General features: G+C 43.9%; 26 protein-coding genes and 1 pseudogene. 6 read left to right on the forward strand and 21 right to left on the reverse strand.

Annotated elements, in window-relative coordinates; all coding sequences use genetic code 11:
* Nucleotides 1-5 precede the first annotated feature (5 nt).
* The 16 genes and pseudogenes from ACOTX5_RS22255 to ACOTX5_RS22330 all read right to left on the reverse strand — a co-directional run.
* The gene (locus tag ACOTX5_RS22255) at nucleotides 6-2,759 is read right to left on the reverse strand and encodes a VirB3 family type IV secretion system protein (protein ID WP_015060057.1); all 2,754 of its coding nucleotides are present in this window, start codon (nucleotides 2,757-2,759) and stop codon (nucleotides 6-8) included.
* Between the two features lie 24 nt (nucleotides 2,760-2,783).
* Nucleotides 2,784-3,074, reverse strand: coding sequence for a TrbC/VirB2 family protein (locus ACOTX5_RS22260; RefSeq protein WP_000916156.1), 291 nt, complete (start codon nucleotides 3,072-3,074; stop codon nucleotides 2,784-2,786).
* On the reverse strand, nucleotides 3,058-3,702 hold the full coding sequence (locus ACOTX5_RS22265; protein ID WP_000953538.1) for a lytic transglycosylase domain-containing protein: 645 nt from the start codon (nucleotides 3,700-3,702) through the stop codon (nucleotides 3,058-3,060). Before ACOTX5_RS22265 ends, ACOTX5_RS22260 begins: the two co-directional genes overlap by 17 nt.
* 45 nt (nucleotides 3,703-3,747) lie before the next feature.
* Nucleotides 3,748-3,984, reverse strand: a complete 237-nt coding sequence (locus tag ACOTX5_RS22270) for a hypothetical protein (protein ID WP_001348696.1) — start codon at nucleotides 3,982-3,984, stop codon at nucleotides 3,748-3,750.
* Entirely contained in the window at nucleotides 3,935-4,444 is a 510-nt protein-coding gene (locus tag ACOTX5_RS22275) for a transcription termination/antitermination NusG family protein (protein ID WP_000455437.1), read from the reverse strand. The genes ACOTX5_RS22270 and ACOTX5_RS22275 overlap by 50 nt, the downstream gene beginning before the upstream one ends.
* Nucleotides 4,445-4,796: 352 nt before the next feature.
* A complete protein-coding gene (gene mobP1, locus ACOTX5_RS22280) occupies nucleotides 4,797-5,957 on the reverse strand; it encodes a MobP1 family relaxase (RefSeq protein WP_004199101.1) in 1,161 nt (386 codons plus the stop codon).
* A gap of 2 nt (nucleotides 5,958-5,959) precedes the next feature.
* The gene (gene ddp1 / locus ACOTX5_RS22285) at nucleotides 5,960-6,505 is read right to left on the reverse strand and encodes a DNA distortion polypeptide 1 (RefSeq protein WP_001348698.1); all 546 of its coding nucleotides are present in this window, start codon (nucleotides 6,503-6,505) and stop codon (nucleotides 5,960-5,962) included.
* A 340-nt stretch (nucleotides 6,506-6,845) separates the two neighbouring features.
* A complete protein-coding gene (locus tag ACOTX5_RS22290) occupies nucleotides 6,846-7,103 on the reverse strand; it encodes a hypothetical protein (protein ID WP_004199355.1) in 258 nt (85 codons plus the stop codon).
* Nucleotides 7,100-7,264, reverse strand: a complete 165-nt coding sequence (locus ACOTX5_RS22295) for a hypothetical protein (protein ID WP_000004083.1) — start codon at nucleotides 7,262-7,264, stop codon at nucleotides 7,100-7,102. The genes ACOTX5_RS22290 and ACOTX5_RS22295 overlap by 4 nt, the downstream gene beginning before the upstream one ends.
* Nucleotides 7,265-7,338: 74 nt before the next feature.
* Nucleotides 7,339-7,677, reverse strand: coding sequence for a hypothetical protein (locus ACOTX5_RS22300; RefSeq protein WP_001099725.1), 339 nt, complete (start codon nucleotides 7,675-7,677; stop codon nucleotides 7,339-7,341).
* 93 nt (nucleotides 7,678-7,770) lie between these two features.
* Entirely contained in the window at nucleotides 7,771-8,013 is a 243-nt protein-coding gene (locus ACOTX5_RS22305) for a hypothetical protein (protein ID WP_000008707.1), read from the reverse strand.
* Entirely contained in the window at nucleotides 8,003-8,215 is a 213-nt protein-coding gene (locus tag ACOTX5_RS22310) for a hypothetical protein (protein ID WP_004208549.1), read from the reverse strand. Before ACOTX5_RS22310 ends, ACOTX5_RS22305 begins: the two co-directional genes overlap by 11 nt.
* A gap of 65 nt (nucleotides 8,216-8,280) precedes the next feature.
* Nucleotides 8,281-8,832 carry a hypothetical protein gene (locus tag ACOTX5_RS22315; protein WP_000662998.1) on the reverse strand — a complete coding sequence of 184 codons (552 nt, stop codon included), beginning with the start codon at nucleotides 8,830-8,832 and terminating at the stop codon, nucleotides 8,281-8,283.
* A gap of 59 nt (nucleotides 8,833-8,891) precedes the next feature.
* Nucleotides 8,892-9,128: a hypothetical protein gene (locus ACOTX5_RS22320; protein ID WP_000792381.1), complete on the reverse strand. Its 237-nt coding sequence runs from the start codon at nucleotides 9,126-9,128 to the stop codon at nucleotides 8,892-8,894.
* 58 nt (nucleotides 9,129-9,186) lie between these two features.
* A complete protein-coding gene (locus ACOTX5_RS22325) occupies nucleotides 9,187-9,702 on the reverse strand; it encodes a DnaJ domain-containing protein (RefSeq protein ID WP_001025390.1) in 516 nt (171 codons plus the stop codon).
* Nucleotides 9,703-10,291: 589 nt separating this feature from the next.
* A pseudogene (locus tag ACOTX5_RS22330) lies at nucleotides 10,292-10,444 on the reverse strand (DNA-binding protein); the annotation flags it as partial.
* A gap of 544 nt (nucleotides 10,445-10,988) precedes the next feature.
* Between ACOTX5_RS22330 and ACOTX5_RS22335 the strand changes: the two are divergent.
* The 3 genes from ACOTX5_RS22335 to ddp1 (ACOTX5_RS22345) all read left to right on the forward strand — a co-directional run bounded on the left by ACOTX5_RS22335 (nucleotide 10,989) and on the right by ddp1 (ACOTX5_RS22345) (nucleotide 12,995).
* Nucleotides 10,989-12,002, forward strand: coding sequence for a replication initiation protein (locus ACOTX5_RS22335; RefSeq protein WP_001348704.1), 1,014 nt, complete (start codon nucleotides 10,989-10,991; stop codon nucleotides 12,000-12,002).
* Nucleotides 12,003-12,010: 8 nt separating this feature from the next.
* Entirely contained in the window at nucleotides 12,011-12,454 is a 444-nt protein-coding gene (locus ACOTX5_RS22340; protein ID WP_001074369.1) for a hypothetical protein, read from the forward strand.
* A gap of 187 nt (nucleotides 12,455-12,641) precedes the next feature.
* Nucleotides 12,642-12,995: a DNA distortion polypeptide 3 gene (gene ddp1 / locus ACOTX5_RS22345; protein ID WP_000877224.1), complete on the forward strand. Its 354-nt coding sequence runs from the start codon at nucleotides 12,642-12,644 to the stop codon at nucleotides 12,993-12,995.
* A gap of 20 nt (nucleotides 12,996-13,015) precedes the next feature.
* On the opposite strand, the gene ACOTX5_RS22350 is transcribed toward ddp1 (ACOTX5_RS22345), so the two are convergent.
* The 4 genes from ACOTX5_RS22350 to ACOTX5_RS22365 form a co-directional block, all read right to left on the reverse strand.
* On the reverse strand, nucleotides 13,016-13,300 hold the full coding sequence (locus tag ACOTX5_RS22350; RefSeq protein WP_001043731.1) for a hypothetical protein: 285 nt from the start codon (nucleotides 13,298-13,300) through the stop codon (nucleotides 13,016-13,018).
* Nucleotides 13,301-13,335: 35 nt separating this feature from the next.
* Complete coding sequence (locus ACOTX5_RS22355) at nucleotides 13,336-13,647, reverse strand: hypothetical protein (protein ID WP_000469598.1); 312 nt, start codon at nucleotides 13,645-13,647, stop codon at nucleotides 13,336-13,338.
* Between the two features lie 205 nt (nucleotides 13,648-13,852).
* The gene (locus ACOTX5_RS22360) at nucleotides 13,853-14,137 is read right to left on the reverse strand and encodes a hypothetical protein (protein ID WP_001185481.1); all 285 of its coding nucleotides are present in this window, start codon (nucleotides 14,135-14,137) and stop codon (nucleotides 13,853-13,855) included.
* 99 nt (nucleotides 14,138-14,236) lie between these two features.
* Nucleotides 14,237-14,899, reverse strand: coding sequence for a division plane positioning ATPase MipZ (locus ACOTX5_RS22365; protein WP_000516402.1), 663 nt, complete (start codon nucleotides 14,897-14,899; stop codon nucleotides 14,237-14,239).
* A gap of 380 nt (nucleotides 14,900-15,279) precedes the next feature.
* On the opposite strand from ACOTX5_RS22365, the gene ACOTX5_RS22370 reads away from it, so the two are divergent.
* A complete protein-coding gene (locus tag ACOTX5_RS22370; protein WP_001549893.1) occupies nucleotides 15,280-15,942 on the forward strand; it encodes a recombinase family protein in 663 nt (220 codons plus the stop codon).
* An 88-nt stretch (nucleotides 15,943-16,030) separates the two neighbouring features.
* Here the strand turns inward: ACOTX5_RS22370 and ACOTX5_RS22375 are convergent, their stop codons facing one another.
* A complete protein-coding gene (locus tag ACOTX5_RS22375) occupies nucleotides 16,031-17,251 on the reverse strand; it encodes an ISL3-like element ISKox3 family transposase (RefSeq protein WP_000343760.1) in 1,221 nt (406 codons plus the stop codon).
* 101 nt (nucleotides 17,252-17,352) lie between these two features.
* Here ACOTX5_RS22375 and ACOTX5_RS22380 point away from each other — a divergent pair, with 101 nt between their 5' ends.
* Nucleotides 17,353-17,592, forward strand: a complete 240-nt coding sequence (locus ACOTX5_RS22380; protein WP_001549892.1) for a hypothetical protein — start codon at nucleotides 17,353-17,355, stop codon at nucleotides 17,590-17,592.
* A 2-nt stretch (nucleotides 17,593-17,594) separates the two neighbouring features.
* Entirely contained in the window at nucleotides 17,595-17,951 is a 357-nt protein-coding gene (locus ACOTX5_RS22385; RefSeq protein ID WP_004199403.1) for a S24 family peptidase, read from the forward strand.
* Nucleotides 17,952-18,050 lie beyond the last annotated feature (99 nt).

Below are 18,050 nucleotides of genomic sequence, written 5' to 3' on the forward strand. Positions count from 1 at the left end.
ATTCCTTAAATCAGGTTTGCACGTTCCAGATAGGTATCAAGCCACTCTTCCGGCTTCATACCCTCTTTCCAGATTTCATCGAACAGTTCAAGCTGGGGTTTCGATGCGCTGAGAACCGGTAGGTAATACGCCGCTTTTCCCAAATCCAGTCTTGCGAAAGCCGCAAAATCATCACTTTCCCCCTTCCTCTGTGGGTTTTTGACGACCAGGAACTGACGAGATAACGGGTCAATGGCTTTAATTTTGTCAAAATAAAGTTCTCTCACTTCCAACTCGTCTACGTACTCACTACGTTTCGCTTTGGGGTTCGCCAGATAAATATGTGTTGCGCACTGCTCACGAACGGCAGCCGCGATAGGTGATTTAATTAGTTCATCCGGCGATTGTGTCGCTACGACAAGCACCATATCCAGCTTACGCGCGGTTTTGAGTTTGTTATAAACAAAATCTCTGAACGCTTCGTTGTTAATCCATTGCCAGAACTCATCCATGTAGATAAGGAGTCGGCGGCCATCAGCCAGCATGGTGACACGGTAGATGAGATAGAATGAAGCGGCGCTGGAAAGTACTTTGTTATCCAGAAACTCCGTTCCGTCTATACCGAAAACGTCCAGGTTGTCCACATCAAACGTATCGTCCGGGTTATCAAACACCCAGCCAAATTCCCCTCCCTGCACCCAGGCATTCAGGCGTGCTTTAAGCCCATGCCGCCGGGTTTCAGTATCATCAGGCTCCAGAATGAGTGGTCGCAACTTACTGATCGGATAAGAGCGGTTTGACCTCTGCATCAGGCGCTCAACGGCATCAGAAATCAGGCGGTTCTGGTAATCATCAAGCGGCTCACTGTTAAGCGTACAAAGTAGCCTCACCAGGTCTTTCATAAAGGAAATATTTCGTTTGGTTGGTGGCAAAGCCGCAGGGTTCCAGCCAGTCGGCTCTCCTTCTTTCACCCGAAAGTAAGCACCTCCCATTGAACGTATACCGGGTTCCGCTGCCCGATCTTTGTCGAAAAATACTGTAGTTAACTTCTTTAATTTCCTCTCAGGTGGAAAAGACTCCGGCGTTCCGAACTGCTGGGCGGCGAAAGCCTTAGTCATCATCACTACCGTTTTACCCACGTTTGACGTACCAAGAATTTCGGTATGCCCCAGCGTGGGGTTTTTACCGAAGTAATTTTGATGCTCGGTAGTCATGTGATAGTTCAGGTTATAAATATCATTTCCTGAGCCGCCCAGGGTGATAAGGTTGTTACCCCAGGTATTTCCTTTCTCCTTGCCCGTAAAGAAATTATGGAAGCTTTCCATTTCGGCAAAGTTCAGACTGCTGATAGAACTCAGGCGTGGCCGTAACGTGTAGTTACCAGGTAACTGAGCAAAATACGCTGCGCCAAGACTCAAGGTTGAATAGGTTACGATCAGCCCTAAATCCTCCAGGGTCGTCGTTACAATATTGGTGTCCTTCACCAGACGCTCCGGCGAATCTGCGTAAACAATCAGTGTCTGGTGACTTTTCCCGAAAGAAATATAGCCGCTGGAGACCATATCGAGACCAACTTTCAAATCAGCGAGCAAGGATTTAGCGGCATCATCGGTCATTTCGAGTTTGTCGATCTGATCATCCAGCGCCTTGATTGCAGACTGCTTGTCTATCGGAGTTAAAGAGGAAGTCTGTACATACTCAACCGGGAGATACATCAGTGCATCAAAAATTCCGGCATCCGTTTCCTGAAAGTAGTCCTTGATCTCGATGCAACGAAAGTACCGGGCATGGTCAGAGGCAGTGATTTGTCCAGCATCGTTACCAAAGAACAGGTCTTTACCACCCAGGTATGTATAAAACGGACTATTGGTGACTCTGACTTTCTGCCAGCGCCCGGATAGCAGTTTCTGGAACAGCGTAAGCTGTTCTGAATAAACTATATTATTTTCTTCATATAACCCAAGACGACGGGAATGAAACCGGGAGAGATAGGTGCTCAATCTGCCACATATTTCATTCATATCATTAATGGGTTCTTCGAAGATATTTTTATTACCCTTTTTCCTTGAAAGAAAATGCGTCACTTTATCTTCAGCGCTGAACGGTTTATAGCATACGGTTAAGTATAATTTGTTTTCAAAATACTCAGCCGCCGAAAGCGATTCGTAATAATCGTTCATCACTCTGTTGACGAATGGGATCTTGCTGTCAAATACAGGTCGCACTTCTTTTCTAACCCGAATACGATGCGTATAAAAGGTAACGGGTTTCCCATCAAAACTACGTATCAGCGTATTGAGCTGGTCAGTAAGCAAGGCTAGATCCGCTTCATCTACACATTCAAAATAAGCTCCGTCAATCTGCCAGGTCGCCAGTAGATCATGGTTTCTGGTAACAATGAGGTTATCAGTGATGTGTGATGAATACGGGATTAACTCTTCAAGAGAAGACTGGTCTTTAAGCTTCATAAAATTGTCCACTTTCGATATATCGACTGCGTCGTACGAACTCCCCGCATAATGGACGGCATTGAAGCGCTTGTTTGCCAGAGGATTACCTTTGATTTGCATTCGCAGATAAAGCAGGTCAAAAAAGCGTTCATCTATCTTCGTAACTCGCTTGATGGCATACCAGCCAGGGAGGATGAGGGCATACATAGCCTCATGAATCCAGACACCAAGCAAAACGCAGATAACGCACATTCCAAGAAAGGGGTAGAGCGGAACGCCCAGCCCCCTAATCAAAGCGGGGCGTGTCAGCCCTTTAAAAACGGTACTCATTTTTACGCCCCCTTTTATTACATATTACGCTAACCAGTCAGGCAGATATGGCGCAACAATAAAGATGATAATCCCGATAATTAAAGGCGTAATCCACGCTGCATGCTGGCGTGAGAAGATAGCGATATAACCAATTACCAGCGCAATGATGGTGATTGCTGGCTTACGGATATCCGTCAGAAAATCGATAATCTTCTGCAAGAAGCCAGTTGTTTTAGTGGATACATCATCAGCAAAGGCGGGTTCTGCTACACAAAGCATCAATGCAGCCATAAATACAGAAAGAGTTAAATAACGTTTATTGAGTTTTAACATCGTTTGTTTCCTTTTCATCTAAAACAGTGCCACGCATGGCATATTGGGGATATACGGTAACTTCTTTAGGTTTGATACTCTGTGTTACATTCTCCTTTCTGATTGCATCTTTAACTGAAGGAACCACCCAGTTTTTTTTGTTATCAGGCGGATTAAACCCTATGCGCTGTATATAACTGGTGTTATTAAAATCTGATTCAGGTTTAGTTCCTGTTTCTGGATTGCCGGAATAATAGCAACTCAGGCCACGTAAAATATCGCCACCACGTTTATAACAATCCACCAAAATTTGCTCTGAAACCTTGAGATTTTCGCAGGGGTCAAACATTTTCTCAGCGGTTGTATTGAAGTTTGCAAAATTCGTACTCGTTATTTGCATAAGACCGACTGAGTAACGATGATTTCGTGATTCAATTTGATTTACGATCTGGAGTGCAGCCTCCTTAGTTTTGGGAAAGTAGGACACTACGCCTTTGTCACCGGGCTTACGTTCAACCTTCGGTATTATCTCGGCAATAGCATATGGGTTAAAACCAGATTCAACCCTTGCAACTTCATGCGCAGTATCGGGATGAACGCTGGCCGCGCATTGCAAAGCAAGCGCCGCAAAAGCAGTAGTAGATAACATGATTTTCTCCCGGCCAGAACAGCGCGGAAAGTTTAGACTGAATGGTTAGTCATCGAAGTCGTCATCGTCTTCATCGTCTTCGTTTATCAGCTCCTCAATAGCCTGGCTGGAATATTTTTTTATGAGGTACTGGACAACACCAGAGCTTGAAATACGTCGCCCCCTGCGATAGCCAATCTCCAGAGCAATTTTATCCAGTTCCTCACGAGAAGCTGAGGGCAGGTAGAGTGTATTACGTTGGGGCTTGCGTCTCGTTGCGGTTTTTTTTCGGGTAGCAGTCATTTTTCTTCCGTTTCATTTTGTGGGTTAAGCTTCTCTCTGTGATGTAGTGGATGAAAGCCATACTTCTTTGCTGCGGATTATCCATGAGTAGAATTTCAGCAAAATCGTGTGGAATTGATTTCCTTAAAAGATTTGCCTGAGCTGTTGTATGTGATTGTCTGTACAAAAGCTCCGCCATCACATCTTCTGGTACAGGTAAAGGCTCACCGCCAAATGAGATAAAGCGTTGTACGTAAGGGATAGCAGTTATTGTAGTGGAATGAACCTCTTCAAAATCTGCCTGGATAAAAAGATAACCGGGAAAAAGCGGCAAACGTCTTTCTCGATATGAAATTATCTTATCCGGGCGACGATACCTTTCAGTCTCCATAGGACAGAAGTAAGAGAAGTTCAGGCGTTCGAGATGAGCAAAAACTGCTGCAAATCTCGTAGTGGTGAATTGCAAAACATACCATTCCATAGTTTTTCCTTTCAGGCGCTCTCTCGACTCGGATGACCCCGAATCAGAGAAAAAAAACAAAAGGACAAATTTACATCTCATAAAAACTTTATCAGCTACATGTGCTGCGTTCAACCACACAAGCAGATCTTTAGATCGCATTTACGACACATTTCATTTTGTTTGTGCTTGTATTTTATTTATATCTAGATACATATGCTATTTGATAACAAAAAAGCAGATCGATTGATCACCATGCGCTTATTTTATAGTCAAGTTAACTAAATTTTTTACCGCTAGTTACTTTTTACAAAAACTCTGCTAACAAGATAAATAAATCGATCTTAATCAATAAGTTACCGGAGAGTATGAATTATCCTAAACGAATTCCGATTTTCACTTTCTGTTCGCTTTGAATCATCGACTGTTTTATTTGCGAGAAATTTCTCATCTGGAGTTGCTGTTTCTTAATCATCTCCGCGCTGTTCAGCACCAGCTCTTTACTGGATGAAGAGATTCTGTCTATGCCCTTAACCCCCAGGTTCTCTAGCTGCCACTCATTCCTGTGTGCAGTCTTCCAGCCATGCTGTACACCGTTCTTATCAAGTGCAGGGATTTTCACCTCCTTTTGTCCTAACTTCTTCAGCTTAACAAGATCACCTTTCTTAACGTTCTCGCGAGTGGTTAACTCACCAAAATCAGCCCCCCAATATGTTTTCTCCACGCCCTTGTTCAGTGTCTTAAGCTTTATGAAATGCTGCTTTGGTTTGGTTTTATCGTTCTGATAATGGTCGTAGCCAACATCAACAACCTCATAAACGCCCTTCTGTCGTTTTGGCGCTGTTTTGTGCGCATCTTTAATAGACTGGTTAAGTCCATGCTGCTGCTTATGAGTGGCTTTAACGTCATAGCCCTTCATCTTCAGCTCTTCACAAAAACCTGTACGAATTTCCCGTAAATCTTTTTTCCTGATATCAGCTCGTTTACCGTCATTATCACGAATACGAAAAACGACATGCACGTGTGGATGTTCTTTTTTGTCGTTATGATAGCCAAGCACAAAACGATGATTTGGGTACTTCTTGTTCATCGTTTTCCTGACAGACTCAAGCAGATCTTCAGGTTTTACCTTTGCTGATACAGGCGGTGAAAACACAATATTTTGGGTTACTTTTTTATTTTCCTTACCTTTATCATCGAAAACATTTTGAGGGTCATTAGCACGATCTATCATGTGCTCTTTAGCCTCCTGAATCTCATCACCTTTCCATACCTGACCGCTTTCACTCATCACTGGCAGCTCTGACTCCCGGCTCATATAGTCAATACTGTTTCGAACTCCCTGCCGGGTAATCGCACCTCCTGAGATTTTGACAACAACCTCCTTACTGGCACCCTTGCGGTTGATACGTTCCTGAACGTTGCGTTGATAGTTTTTACCACCATTTTTAACTTTATGGGCGAAAGCAGACTTGCGGCCAGCTTCAGAGGACTTACGCTTAACCCTGAATTCCTTGTCAACATAAACGCCCATGATTACACCTCAACCTTGTTAGAAACAGTTCGCCCTTTGCATAACATAATGTAGTTTTCAAACTCACTTTTGAGACTCATTATCTCTGAACTCAACCGCTCAGCGTCCTGATAGAACCCATCTTTATCAAGTACTCTGGCATTATCATTAACGATAATATAATGAAAGTTTCGCCCTATTTTATCTATTGCATTACGGCAACGATTCATCACCAGAAGTTCCTGATCGAAAAAATCAAGTTCATTTTCAAGTGTCGTCTGGATTCGATAACGACATTCTCTGGATAAATTCCAGCCATGACGATGAGCCGCTTTCTCTATTAAAGTTCTTTGTTTCCCTGTCAAATACATTGTGGTTTTGATAAAATCATCATTGTCTTTTGACACATTAACATCTTCATTTTTAACCTTGCTTTTCAGTAAAGCATTGGCAAGCAGCTTCATTCCTTTTGCCACGGTTAAACCCGGTTCATCTGGATAAAGTGTTTTAAGACAATCAAGTAGATCATCATGTTGGCTTTCTTCAATCCTGAATTGAACTTTTTTCATAAAACTCTCCAACAAGAACCGACTGTAGGTCACCGGGCAAACGTTGCGGAATGGCGTCAGAGACGTCATTTTGCGGCGTTTGCCCTATCCTGCATCGCAGTGAACTACCTCCACACATAAATTGTGCTTCAGCGTCCATCGAAATGCAAAAAATGAAAGGCTATCGTGGCTGTGATCTGGTGCGTCTGCGACCGGAGACAACGGATTCGCGGCTAACTTGGGCGGAAATAAATTCGCTACGCGAATGGCCTGGCAGGGGGCGCGAGCGCTGTTTTACGGAATATACAAAAAAAGCACCTCCCGTAAACGGGAGGGCTTCGGCGATTCAGGAACGGGAATTTTATTCTGCCTCTGGTGTGTCGCCTTCCATGCCCTGCCGGGCATCATGGAGCCAGCGGCGGAGGTTACTCATTCTTTCCCGGTTTGCCCGGCTGGGACTTTTTCCCCTGTTACCGCTTAGTATACTCCAGACTCTTAACCCGGCCTCGTTAGTCCAGTGCAATACAATTTCCCCTTTGCTGTTAAATCCCAGCGAAAACCGGACAGCTCCCCGCCTCTGTTCTGCACTGATAAAATCTAAAAACTCCTGTTTTTTCATAGCACCTCCTGTTTTTCTATCAGTGCTTTTGTTTCTTTCTTTTCCAGGGCTTTTCTGAGTAATGCCATGTACTCAGGAAAAGCAGAGAATGGCATCAAGGGAAAAACCGGACGCCCACCCTTTTCAACAGTCTGTATTGCTGATAACATGCGTTCCGACATTTTATATTCCTCGCGAGGGAATTGAGTGTCACGGTATCAGGTTGCCTCCACAACCTGATACCACCCCTAATTGATTAACTCCGCAGTTCTCTTATCGCTTCATTTTTGGCTTCCTCCAGTTCTTTAAGGGTATATGCGAAATTCTTCCAGTTAATTACTTCGTTTATAACCTCAGATTTACTTAAACCACACTCATTAAACCAAAAGTTAATATTTTTCTTGAGGGAATTTTTCGCCGTCAGTTCCTCGGACAACAATTCACTAACAGACGTGATAACATAACCACGACCGCGATTTTTATCTTCGAAAGAATGAACGGCAAGGAAGAGAGTTTCTGAATGGACAAAAGCAGAGCAGGTGATTTTTTCTTTCTTAGTGTTTAAAGCCTGGAAAGTGATAACATACGTGTTCATTTTAGTCTCCCGCCCGTTTGGGCTACTGGATCATGGTAAGGAACTATTCCCGACCTACAAATAAATTATACCATCATATGATGGTAATGCAATTTATTTAGTCACTTTATCCTGATTTTTTTCTCTCTTAACGAGCTGGTAATCTGGATGTTCATCAGCCAGGAGCAAAAGTAATTCATACGTACCAGCGGCTAAACCACGAGACGTTTTACCGGATGTTTCTTTGGCTTGCCAGGCTGATAACGTAAAACCAAACCGTTCAGCGGCTTCCTGCTGCGTAAAGCCAGCTTTAATACGTGCTTGTTTCACCTCTTCAGGTGTTGGCTTAAAACTCATGATTTTGTACCTTCACAATAGTATCTGTATAGAATTTCAATAAAATTGGATCATCAATTTCATCTTTAACGTTCGAGAATTCTTCGTAATAAAATGATTTTTGGAAAACAATCTTTTTAGTTGTTTTTTTATCCGCTTCTTTAGAGCGTACCTTCATCAGTTTTTCAAGTTCAATAAACAAACGTGTTGCATCTTCAGACACAACAATCCTGTATGTTACATTACCTTTGTTTTTCCTGTCGCTCAGGACTTCATTCATTTTTTGCCTCATAGCTGTTTAATAAACCCCGCTACCTTTATGAGCTGATCTACACTCAGGCCACGAATTACCATTTCATATCCGTCGCCCCGTTCTGATACGTTACCATCTAACCCATTCTCAACTTTAAACCCGGTCAATGTCCCATGCCAGCTTTCAAGATGCACTAAACGAGATAGCATTCCTTTCAGGATCAGTTTTTTCTCGCGTTTTTGCTGTAACTGTTGTTCATACTCTCGCGCCATATCTACATTATCTAAAGCATCCGACAGGATTTTCTTTTCAATATCGGCGGCGATTTCTACAGGGTTACGCTCTGGCGATACTGTGCAAGTATGGTAAGGACTTCTCCAGCTGCGACTATCTACGCTTCCAATGATAACTAACCTTCCTTTCTCCATTCGAATATGTATAGAGTAATTTTTAAAATCAGGTGAGGTTAGCTTAATCCTGTACTGGCAATCATCGAGCAGATTTACACGCCAGCCGTTCCCCAGGATTCGACAAACGATTTCAAACACCGGTTTATACCGTTCAAAGAAATTTTTCTGTTCTTTCATCGATTCAGCCTTTTGAACTCAATAAAAAAGCCGTAAATCGAATTACGGCAGTTTTAAGACTATTCATCAAAGTGTCCATCATCACTTGCAGCTTCCTGGGCTTCGCATTCCTGCTGATATGCTTCTTCCTTCGCAAAAAGATGCGCCCATCCTTCTGCGTTTAAGCCACGGTGCAAGACTGAACCATTTTCATTGCATTCTTTGGCTGTAACTTCGATCTCATCCGGGCAAATGTAGGCTCCGTAACTTTCAAAAATGTTTATCAGCTCCGCTTCCGTTATGGTCTTGTTTTTCATCAACGTGTCTCCGAATCAATCTTTGCCATGTTCTAGGGGGCTTTCGCCCCCATTCCGGTTATGCGCTTGCTTCTACACGTGTCCAGCCTGACGCCTTACGTTTACCCGCTGTACCATACATTTCACGAATTTCTTCAATGCTGTGTTCTTTACGGTTCCAGCGGCTTTTGTGTTCTTCAGGACGGTAAAACCATTGTTTTTTCTTAGATGCCCACTTACAGCCCATTTCCTTTAAAATGTCTTTGTGTTCTTTAGTTTCTCCGCTAATCCAGACCCAATTACCAATAACTTCATAGACAATCCCTGTAAGGCCGGAAAGCGTATTCAGAACTTTTTCCAGATCTTCACCGTAGTTGTAACGTGCGTTTTCATCAGTGCTTTGAAACTGATTGATTTTATCAATGTTAGCCATGAGAAAATCAAACGCAGCATTTACTGCTTTCATCAGCTCGGCACCCAATGGATTGCGGTCTGGATGATATTTTAAAGCCGCTTTTTTGTATGCCGCCTTGATGTCCTTTTCAGTCAGATCACCGGATAAACCAAAAACGTTTAATGCTTCCTGAATATTCATTTTTCGCTCCCGCCCGTGTGGGCTTCTGGAATCTGGCAGGGAACCATTCCCAACCAACAAATTCATTATACCATCAAATGATGGTTATGGAATCATTTTTAATGCTTTACATTGTAAAGATTACATAAAGATGTATATTGCTTTACCGCGCATGAAGGGATTTCCGAAAGAGGCGCGAACTGTAGTTACATAATGCGCTGTCGTAACATCGCGCCGGAGACGTTCGCCAGGACTGGCGAACCAACAAGCCCGAATGAGAGCGATAACCCCCCTCACCCCTGCCAGGCCAATTTCTGACTATCAGACGATGTTTAGCCTGTCGCAGTTAGCGCGTGAGCTTGCGAACGGTACGCCGGGTCAGTGTGAAACACTGGCGCGGGGCGCTGTATCTGCGCGTTATGAGATGCGTTAGCAGCGAATTACGGGGCGGGTTGCTGAAACCGATTGATGCCTGACAGCAAAAAATGAATCCGGGCGCCAGCTGCTGCACGAAAATTGCCAGCAAAAAACACTTGGCCATCCTCGCCGGTCGTGAAATTTTGCTGGCATAAGAAATAATCCCCCCGGTATGAGGGGCTTGTCTGAAAGGTTAGTGGTTGGGCTTACTGAGAGTGAACTGTAACCCGGCTACTGCTGCAAGCTGTGCAAGTGTTGTGATGGTCGGGTTTCCGTTCGGGGATAATGCGCGGTAGATACTCTGACGAGCAAGGCCGGATTTTTTGGCCGCCTCTGTTATACCCCCTGATTAGGGATCAGGTTAAAAACGAGCTGTATGACGTTCTAAGCGCATTTTACCCGCTCCGTTGAACCATGACCGGGTTAAAGCGGTTAAAACGCCTCTGAGGGCTTTTGAGAGCATTTAAGAATTGGATCGGAAAAGGATCCCGTCTGGATCTTTTAGAGAGATTACACCGCTCGCCGCAGCCGAACGACAGGGCGAAGCCCGCGAGTGAGCGAGGAAGCGGAATTTCCACGGGGTTTCAATAGAGCACTTACGCGCTAAGGTTAATATTTGCTCAATTTTTGGTGGTGCAGTGCTCAGGGAGGCCAGACGGATCTATCCTCTGGATTTATGCTGAGTTATCCACAGACGCTGTGCATTAAAAGCCTTATATTTTCTTCTTGATCTTAAAAACTTAAAAACTTAGCTCGCTTCAATTACCTGAAAATTATGGAAAAAAATTGCTAAAGGTGAGAGGATTTTTCACGTAAGGTGAGAGGATTTTTCACGTAAGGTGAGAAGATTTTTAACGGTTTCCACAGTTTGACTGAACATCAAGTGAAACATGCGGTTGTTGCTATCTTTAGATATGAAGATCCTCAGATCTTCATATCTAAAGGTGAGAGGTTTTTTAATTAAAGGTTGTATTGTTGTCTTGAATTACAACCTTTGTGGGGTTATGATTTGCCTACATAGGAAAGGTTATATGAGGCTTATCGTGAAGACAGTAACGGGATTAACGAAAGTTAGACATAGAAATGAAGTTGGGGTAACTCTTGCATCCCTTTCCCTTTCAGCAAAAAGAGTGCTTTTTCTGGCTCTTTGCCAGATTGATACAAAGGAAATGTTAGATGATGATATTTTGGAGGTTGATGCTGACTTTTTTTCAAAAGCTACTTCTTTAGATAAATATGCCTCTTATGCAGCTCTGAAAGAGGGAGCTAAAGTTCTTTCTTCAACTACGTTAGTTTTAAACAGAGATGATTTAAAAAATTTGGCTGATGAACTTGGGATACTATCATCTAAGAATAAAATACCTGATCGCTTGGATTTAAACTTAACAGAATTCTGTGCCTATTACGATCATCTTGCAACTGTACGGATAAAATTCACAAATACAGCTAAGCGATATTTTTCTAAGTTGATTGGTTCTGAAAATAGATATACCACTCAGGTATTGAAATCAGTTGTGTTGTTGAACAGTGTAAACTCAACAAACCTTTATCAAGTCATTAGGAAATATTACAGTCAGAATAGTTCAAAAAAATCTTTTGATATATCCGTGGATGATTTAAAAGAGGAAATGGGACTTTATACTATTGAGGAAGGGGAGAAGAAATATAAGTATCCTAAATACTCATTTTTTGTTCGTGATGTTATCAATAAAAGCATTAATGAGATAATTGAGAAAACGGAAATAAATCAGTTATCTTTCTCTGTTGTTGGGAAAAAAGGGAGAATGGCTCACATGCTTAGATTTGAGTTTAGTATAAATGAAAAATCCTCATCCTTTTCGGAAGATGATATGGCATTTTTAGAGGAGTTTGACAAAGTCGTTCCACCAAAAAAGAATAAGTGAGGCAAAACATGGCTAAAATATATGAGTTTCCGCAGGGAGCCGAACGAAGTAAGCTGAAAAAAGAAATCATCCGGGAACGTAAAAAACGATTGCGAGAAACGAACGGTAACCCGGTTATCCGGCACGCTAAATGGTTCTGGTTTTATCTACGTCTTGCTACGGCTGGCGCACTGCATTTAGTCTCTGTTATTTCTCTGGCAGTCCTGGGGGCTTTCAGTAAAGCTATTTTCTGGATTGGTGGAATGCTCTGTGTTGTTACATGGTTCCACCTTGAGCGCCAGTTCTGGACGCCGCAAAATTTCACGATTCCAGTAATCGTAACGCTGTGGGGATTGAGTTTGTTTGCCACTCCCCTGATGGAGCTGCTTAACAAAAAAATGCCGTGGTATCGTCTTCTGGTTCCTGATGCAAAGCACACTAGCACTGAGGCAACCAATGATGATCAGCCGTGAAGCAACAATGTTATCCAGTCGGCTTGCAGTGCTTCTTTCAGCCTTTTATCATCGGTTAATCATAGCGCACGAGGCGAGTTCTTTTCACTGCGATGCAGGATAGGGCAAACGCCGCAAAATGACGTCTCTGACGCCATTCCGCAACGTTTGCCCGGTGACCTACAGTCGGTTCTTGTTGGAGAGAGTTATGAAATATCAGGTTAAAGAGTTTATTAACGAAAAATATTCTAAGGCTGTTAATATTTTAAAGGATAACCTTAAAGAACACTACCATATTTTTTATGGTTTGAGATTAAGTGAGATTCTTTTTCCTGCCAGCGAATACGGCTCTGAAATGTTTTTTCAGGAGTTTGAAGCGATTAACAGTGTAATATTGCCTTTGGTGATTTTTGATTTGATAGACCGAAAGCCGATTATGGTTATCGGCTTCGGTGAAGTATGTGGAGTTGATTCACTTGTTGATTCTGGTATAGAAGTTGTTTCTTTAGACGGTTTAAGCGATCTGCTACTGGTTGAAAAACTGACGCCATTATTTAACTAAACCTCTGGATAACTATCTTTTCAGTTTTCCAGTAAGATTTTTTCTATATCTGAAAGCACTATTTTTTCAATGCTTTCTATATAGTAATGCTCATTAAAACCTGTCATTTCTGTAAATTTTAGCTCTGCATCATCTTTCGAATAAGCAATAACAACTCTGAAATCATTTTCCCACAAATCCCACCTGTATTTGTCTTTTATACGAACCCTGTACAATCCTTTTTGGATAGTGCCATCTTTTTTCTCTTCCTGTACTTTTTTTAATTTTTCATTTTGCACCTGTTGTTCAAGCCATGATTTATTCATAAATCCCCCACGGTTAACGTCTTTAGGCTCGGTTTTTACTTAACGAAATCTTCCGGTTTTACACCTGTTTTTACCTTCATATACTTGCCCTCCCCCCTTAGCTTCGGCTGAAGTTCGGTAAAGTACCATCCGGCAACGGTAATAATGCCTAAAAATACAAAAATAGCAGGCTTCAGAACATCAATAGCTGATACAGCGCATAACTCAATATTGAGATTAGTACAAGTTCCCTCATCAGGTGCATAGAACCCCCATAAGCCTATACCTATAAGGAACATCCCCAATATCGGTTGGATGTATAACAAGTAGATATTAATAAGAGTTTTAATATATCTGAATATGAACATTTTTCTTTCCTTAGGTTTCTTTCTATTTTGGATTTCCAATTCTTAACCAATGTGATGGTTCGACAATCCATTCTCCGCAGTCATAGGCAACGGCCTTATTATGCCTGTTAGCGAACCATACTAACCAGGCTAATAATCGCTGATTGCCGCTGTATTTGGTTTATCTCTAACCATCACAACATATCTCTTTTTCTTAGCCATAACGCTACCCTAATTTTGCAGATTCAAGCAGCCAGTGGTTTTTCAGGTTCTCGTCCAGGTTATCGAATGCGGCCAGCGCTGCCTTTAGAACGGTTGTCTTGCTCTGGCCTGTTCTCTGCGCCTCCGCTTCCAGGATCTCCTCAAAGTACGCTGGCAGTCTGAAGTTCATCAACTTTGGTTTACCCGCTACAGGCGCTCTGGTAGCGCCGGAGATAAAACGCGCGGTTTCTGCGTTTGTTGCTGGTTGCTGAGATTCATCGATGTTCGGGCGGTTTAGTTTTAAAGCCATGAAAATTTCCCCTTGTACGGTATGCATTAATTGTAAATATCATAGTATCTTTATGGTGTATTTACAATGTAAAGATTTCGATGAATATTGTTGATATTTCTATAAAATGCCAATTTCCTGTGCCACAAGTTCAATCTGTGCTTTCGCTGTTGAAAGGCTCGATGCCCGGCTAACGTCATGTACCCCTGCCCCTTCATTACAGGCGCTTTCATACACATCCAGCTCGGATATCCGGGTTTTCAGAGGTTGAATCCAGATGTTGTCCGAACGCAGTAATTTATCCAGATCAATGGCCGCTTTTCTGTGGCGGGGTTTCGCTGAGTTGATTCTGGTGAACAGCACCCACGGTTCCAGAGCTGCGTTAGCTTTCTGAGCGGTGCGGATTTTCTCTGTAACACTGGTCAGTGTTTCGCTTTCGAAATCAGAGGACGGCTTAACCAGTGTCACCACGATATCTGATACTGTCAGGGCGCTACGGAACTCCTGGCTGTCGTGGCCGGGGCAATCGACAATGAGAACTTCACACAGCTTACTAAGGCGCTTAATTTCGTTGCTGACGTTTCCGTAAGCTGCGTGAACCGGGATAGTGAGTAAGCCGTTATCTGTCCGCTTTTCGTTCCAGCTCAACAGATCGTGGTTTTTATCTGTCTTCAGGATAATTACCGACTTACCTTTGTTGACCAGCATTGAGCCTGTGTTAGCCACGTAGGTGCTTTTGCCTACCCCACCTTTATCTGATACGACAAGCAAGATTTTACCCATTTCAGAATCCCTCTCTTTATGTTGTAAAGCTCATGTAAAGATATGAATGTCTTTACATGGTGTGTTTTTCGTAAAGATACTTTTGTCTTTACAGTGTCTTTATAATGCAATGGCTTTACCATGTAAAGCACAAATAAAGATATATTTATCTTTATGGTGTCTTTACATGGTAAATGTTGCTGTGTCTTTATGTGCGCTTTATGGTGTAAATCTTGGTGTGTCTTTACATCATCTTTATGTTGTAAATTTTTAGTGTGACGTTGTCACTATAGGGCTGGGGTCTGTTTGCTGGTTCTTTTTGAGTGTGCCTTCCCTGAACCAACTGAAATGGGTACTGTATGGGTGTGTCTGGTTAACTCAAAATGAACTGGTTCCCTATAATGACTCAAACAGTACCGAAAGGCTTTGTCAGAGCTTACTTACGCGCATCCACGACTGAACAGGATGCAACACGCGCCCTGGACACGATAAATACCTTCGCCATCGAGCGCGGCCTGAGCATCTGTAACTACTACATTGAAAATGAATCAGGTTCTAAGCTTGAACGCCCTGAGTTGTTCCGGCTCCTGAAAGATTGTCAGCAAAACGATATCTTGCTGGTAGAGGATGTGGACAGGCTTTCACGCCTGGTAGGGGAGGACTGGAACACACTGAAGAAAATGATCCGGCAGAAAGATATCCGGGTTGTGGCCGTCAACGTTCCGACAACCTGGCTCGCATCGGGTCACAATGATTTTGACAGCCGAATGTTTTCGGCCATAAACGATATGTTGCTGGATATGCTGGCCGCCGTCGCCAGGCGAGACTATGAACAGCGCCGGGAACGGCAGCAGCAGGGGATCGCCAGGGCGAAAAGGGAAGGGAAGTATAAAGGCCGCCAGGTTAATCAGTCTCGCTATGACGCCATAAACAGGCTGATTGCGAGCGGCAGCTCCTGGAGCCAGATTCAAAAAGTGCTGGGTTGTAGCCGGGCGACTATCAGCAAAGCTGTGAAGCAACAGACCGTTAACAAAATGAACCATGAACCTGAAGGTAGGGAGTAGTTACAACATAATAAACAGTGTGTTGAAGAATAAAACTGATTCTTTATACTGTATATGCATGGGTCTTCCCCGATCATGGTGGGAAGGCTCAGAACGCCATATTCAGCTTTCCGTAGTGGAACATCACCCCCAGTTTAAAGCGCTCCCGGTTTCGGTATCCCCTGGCTTTTATCCTCAGCAGCCTGATCTTGCTGTTAAGTGCCTCCGCATTTCCGTTTGAGACACTGTGTCGCATCGCATTCAGGATCCCGTACAGCCTTTTTCCTATCGTTTTCGCGGCATTTTTCATCATGGGAACGTCACTGTTAGCCGCCAGCGCCAACCATCTCTGCCAGTCACTCCGTCTTTCCTCGCTCCATGGCCTGTTCCAGATATCCTTTGCCAGCTCTTTCAGCGCCCAGCACTGGCTCGTCAGCTTCATCTGTGCACGCAGCCACATCAGCTTTTCCTGCCGGGATTCGGTCATCCACTTATCGCTGTACTGCCACAGGAAGCGGGTTCCTTTTGCCTGGTGTCGGCTTTCAACAGGGAGGTGCGGATGTTCATTCTGACGGGTTTTATCAACTACCTCGCCCAGTTGCTTCGCCACATGGAAGCGGTCAAAGGCGATTTTCTCAACCGCACTGGGTAAGTGGATACGCGCTGCTCTTATATAGCCCGCGTTCATGTCCATTGAGAGCGTTTTGATAGCCAGCAACTGCCCATCAGTGAGCGTGCGAAGATAGCCGGCAAGACTCTCTGTGCCGCGATCATCCGTTAAGGCCAGCGCCCGACCATCGCGATCGGAGATCACCGTTATGTAACGATGTCCTTTTTTAAAGGCGACCTCATCCACATTCATATGACGGGCGGATAATGGCTTTTTTATCCGGGCAAGACCTCGCTTAACTGCCCGGGTCATAATGCCGTCAACCGCATTCCAACTGAGCTTAAGTTGCTTCCTGACAGCATCAACGGTGCTGATTTTCAGCCATGAGAGAACGAACGATTCGAATAGCAACGTATACCGGCTTCCGGGGCCAGCCCACGGAACAGGCAACGTCAGGCAGCCATGCTCCGGACACATAATTCGTGGAACATCGGCTTCAACAATAGTGGTGAACTGGCAGGTATCAAGATGGCGCCATTTACGATGACGGTGATCGTGAACAGAACAGGATTTACCGCAGGTCGGACAGGCTAGCCGGGTGTTTTCAGCGATCTCAATAGTGACAGTAACAGAACCGGCATTTTCATCGAGAGAAAGGGACTTTACCTGCCACGGATCGGACAGGTTGAGAATATGAGCGTAGAGGGACTTTTCGTCCATGGCGGTGACCTCTGGCGATTAAATACACCATTATCATGCCTTCAGCCACCACAACAAGGGAAGACCCATATGCATACAGCTATATTGATCGGAGGTTTTTCATGCCTAGACACTATGAAATTGACTCAGCCTGGCGTGCGAGCATTAAGCGTGAGCCGAACGGTCGTCAGACAGTTACGACAGAAGCCTTTGTCAGCCAGCTTGCGCTGATTAATTTTCACTGGAGTTGTCGCCAAGCAAATCAGTGGATTGAAACCTACGTGACCGTTTTTAAAGACATTTCCACTCAGGAAGGAGAGAACCGGACATTCATGCTTTTTAACCCCAACGGAGGCCGTTAAAAATGGGTTTTCCATCGCCAGCAACCGACTACCAGGAAAACAGGCTGTCACTCGATCAGCACTGTAATACAGGAGCGCCGGGAGTATTCTTTTTTCGAAGTGATACCTACTCTTTCCGGGAAGGGATAAAGCCTGGTGCGCTGCTCATAGTAGATTTTGGGGGCACGCCCGTTGACGGGTCTTTGGTGCTCTGTGTCCTGGAACAAGAATTCAGGATCATGCGATTGCGACTACACCCCAAGCGGTGTCTCCAGGAACTCGATAAGCTGGATAACTTCAGGGCTATACCTGATGACGATGAGGACGGGTTGGAGGTCAGGGGGGTCATTACGCACATTGTGGCACTGTTGCAAAGTTAGCGATGAGGCAGCCTTTTGTCTTATTCAAAGGCCTTACATTTCAAAAACTCTGCTTACCAGGCGCATTTCGCCCAGGGGATCACCATAATAAAATGCTGA

Origin of the sequence: Enterobacter cloacae complex sp. IR5441, from assembly GCF_049238215.1 — a bacterium.
Classification (GTDB): Bacteria; Pseudomonadota; Gammaproteobacteria; order Enterobacterales; family Enterobacteriaceae; genus Enterobacter; species Enterobacter hormaechei_C.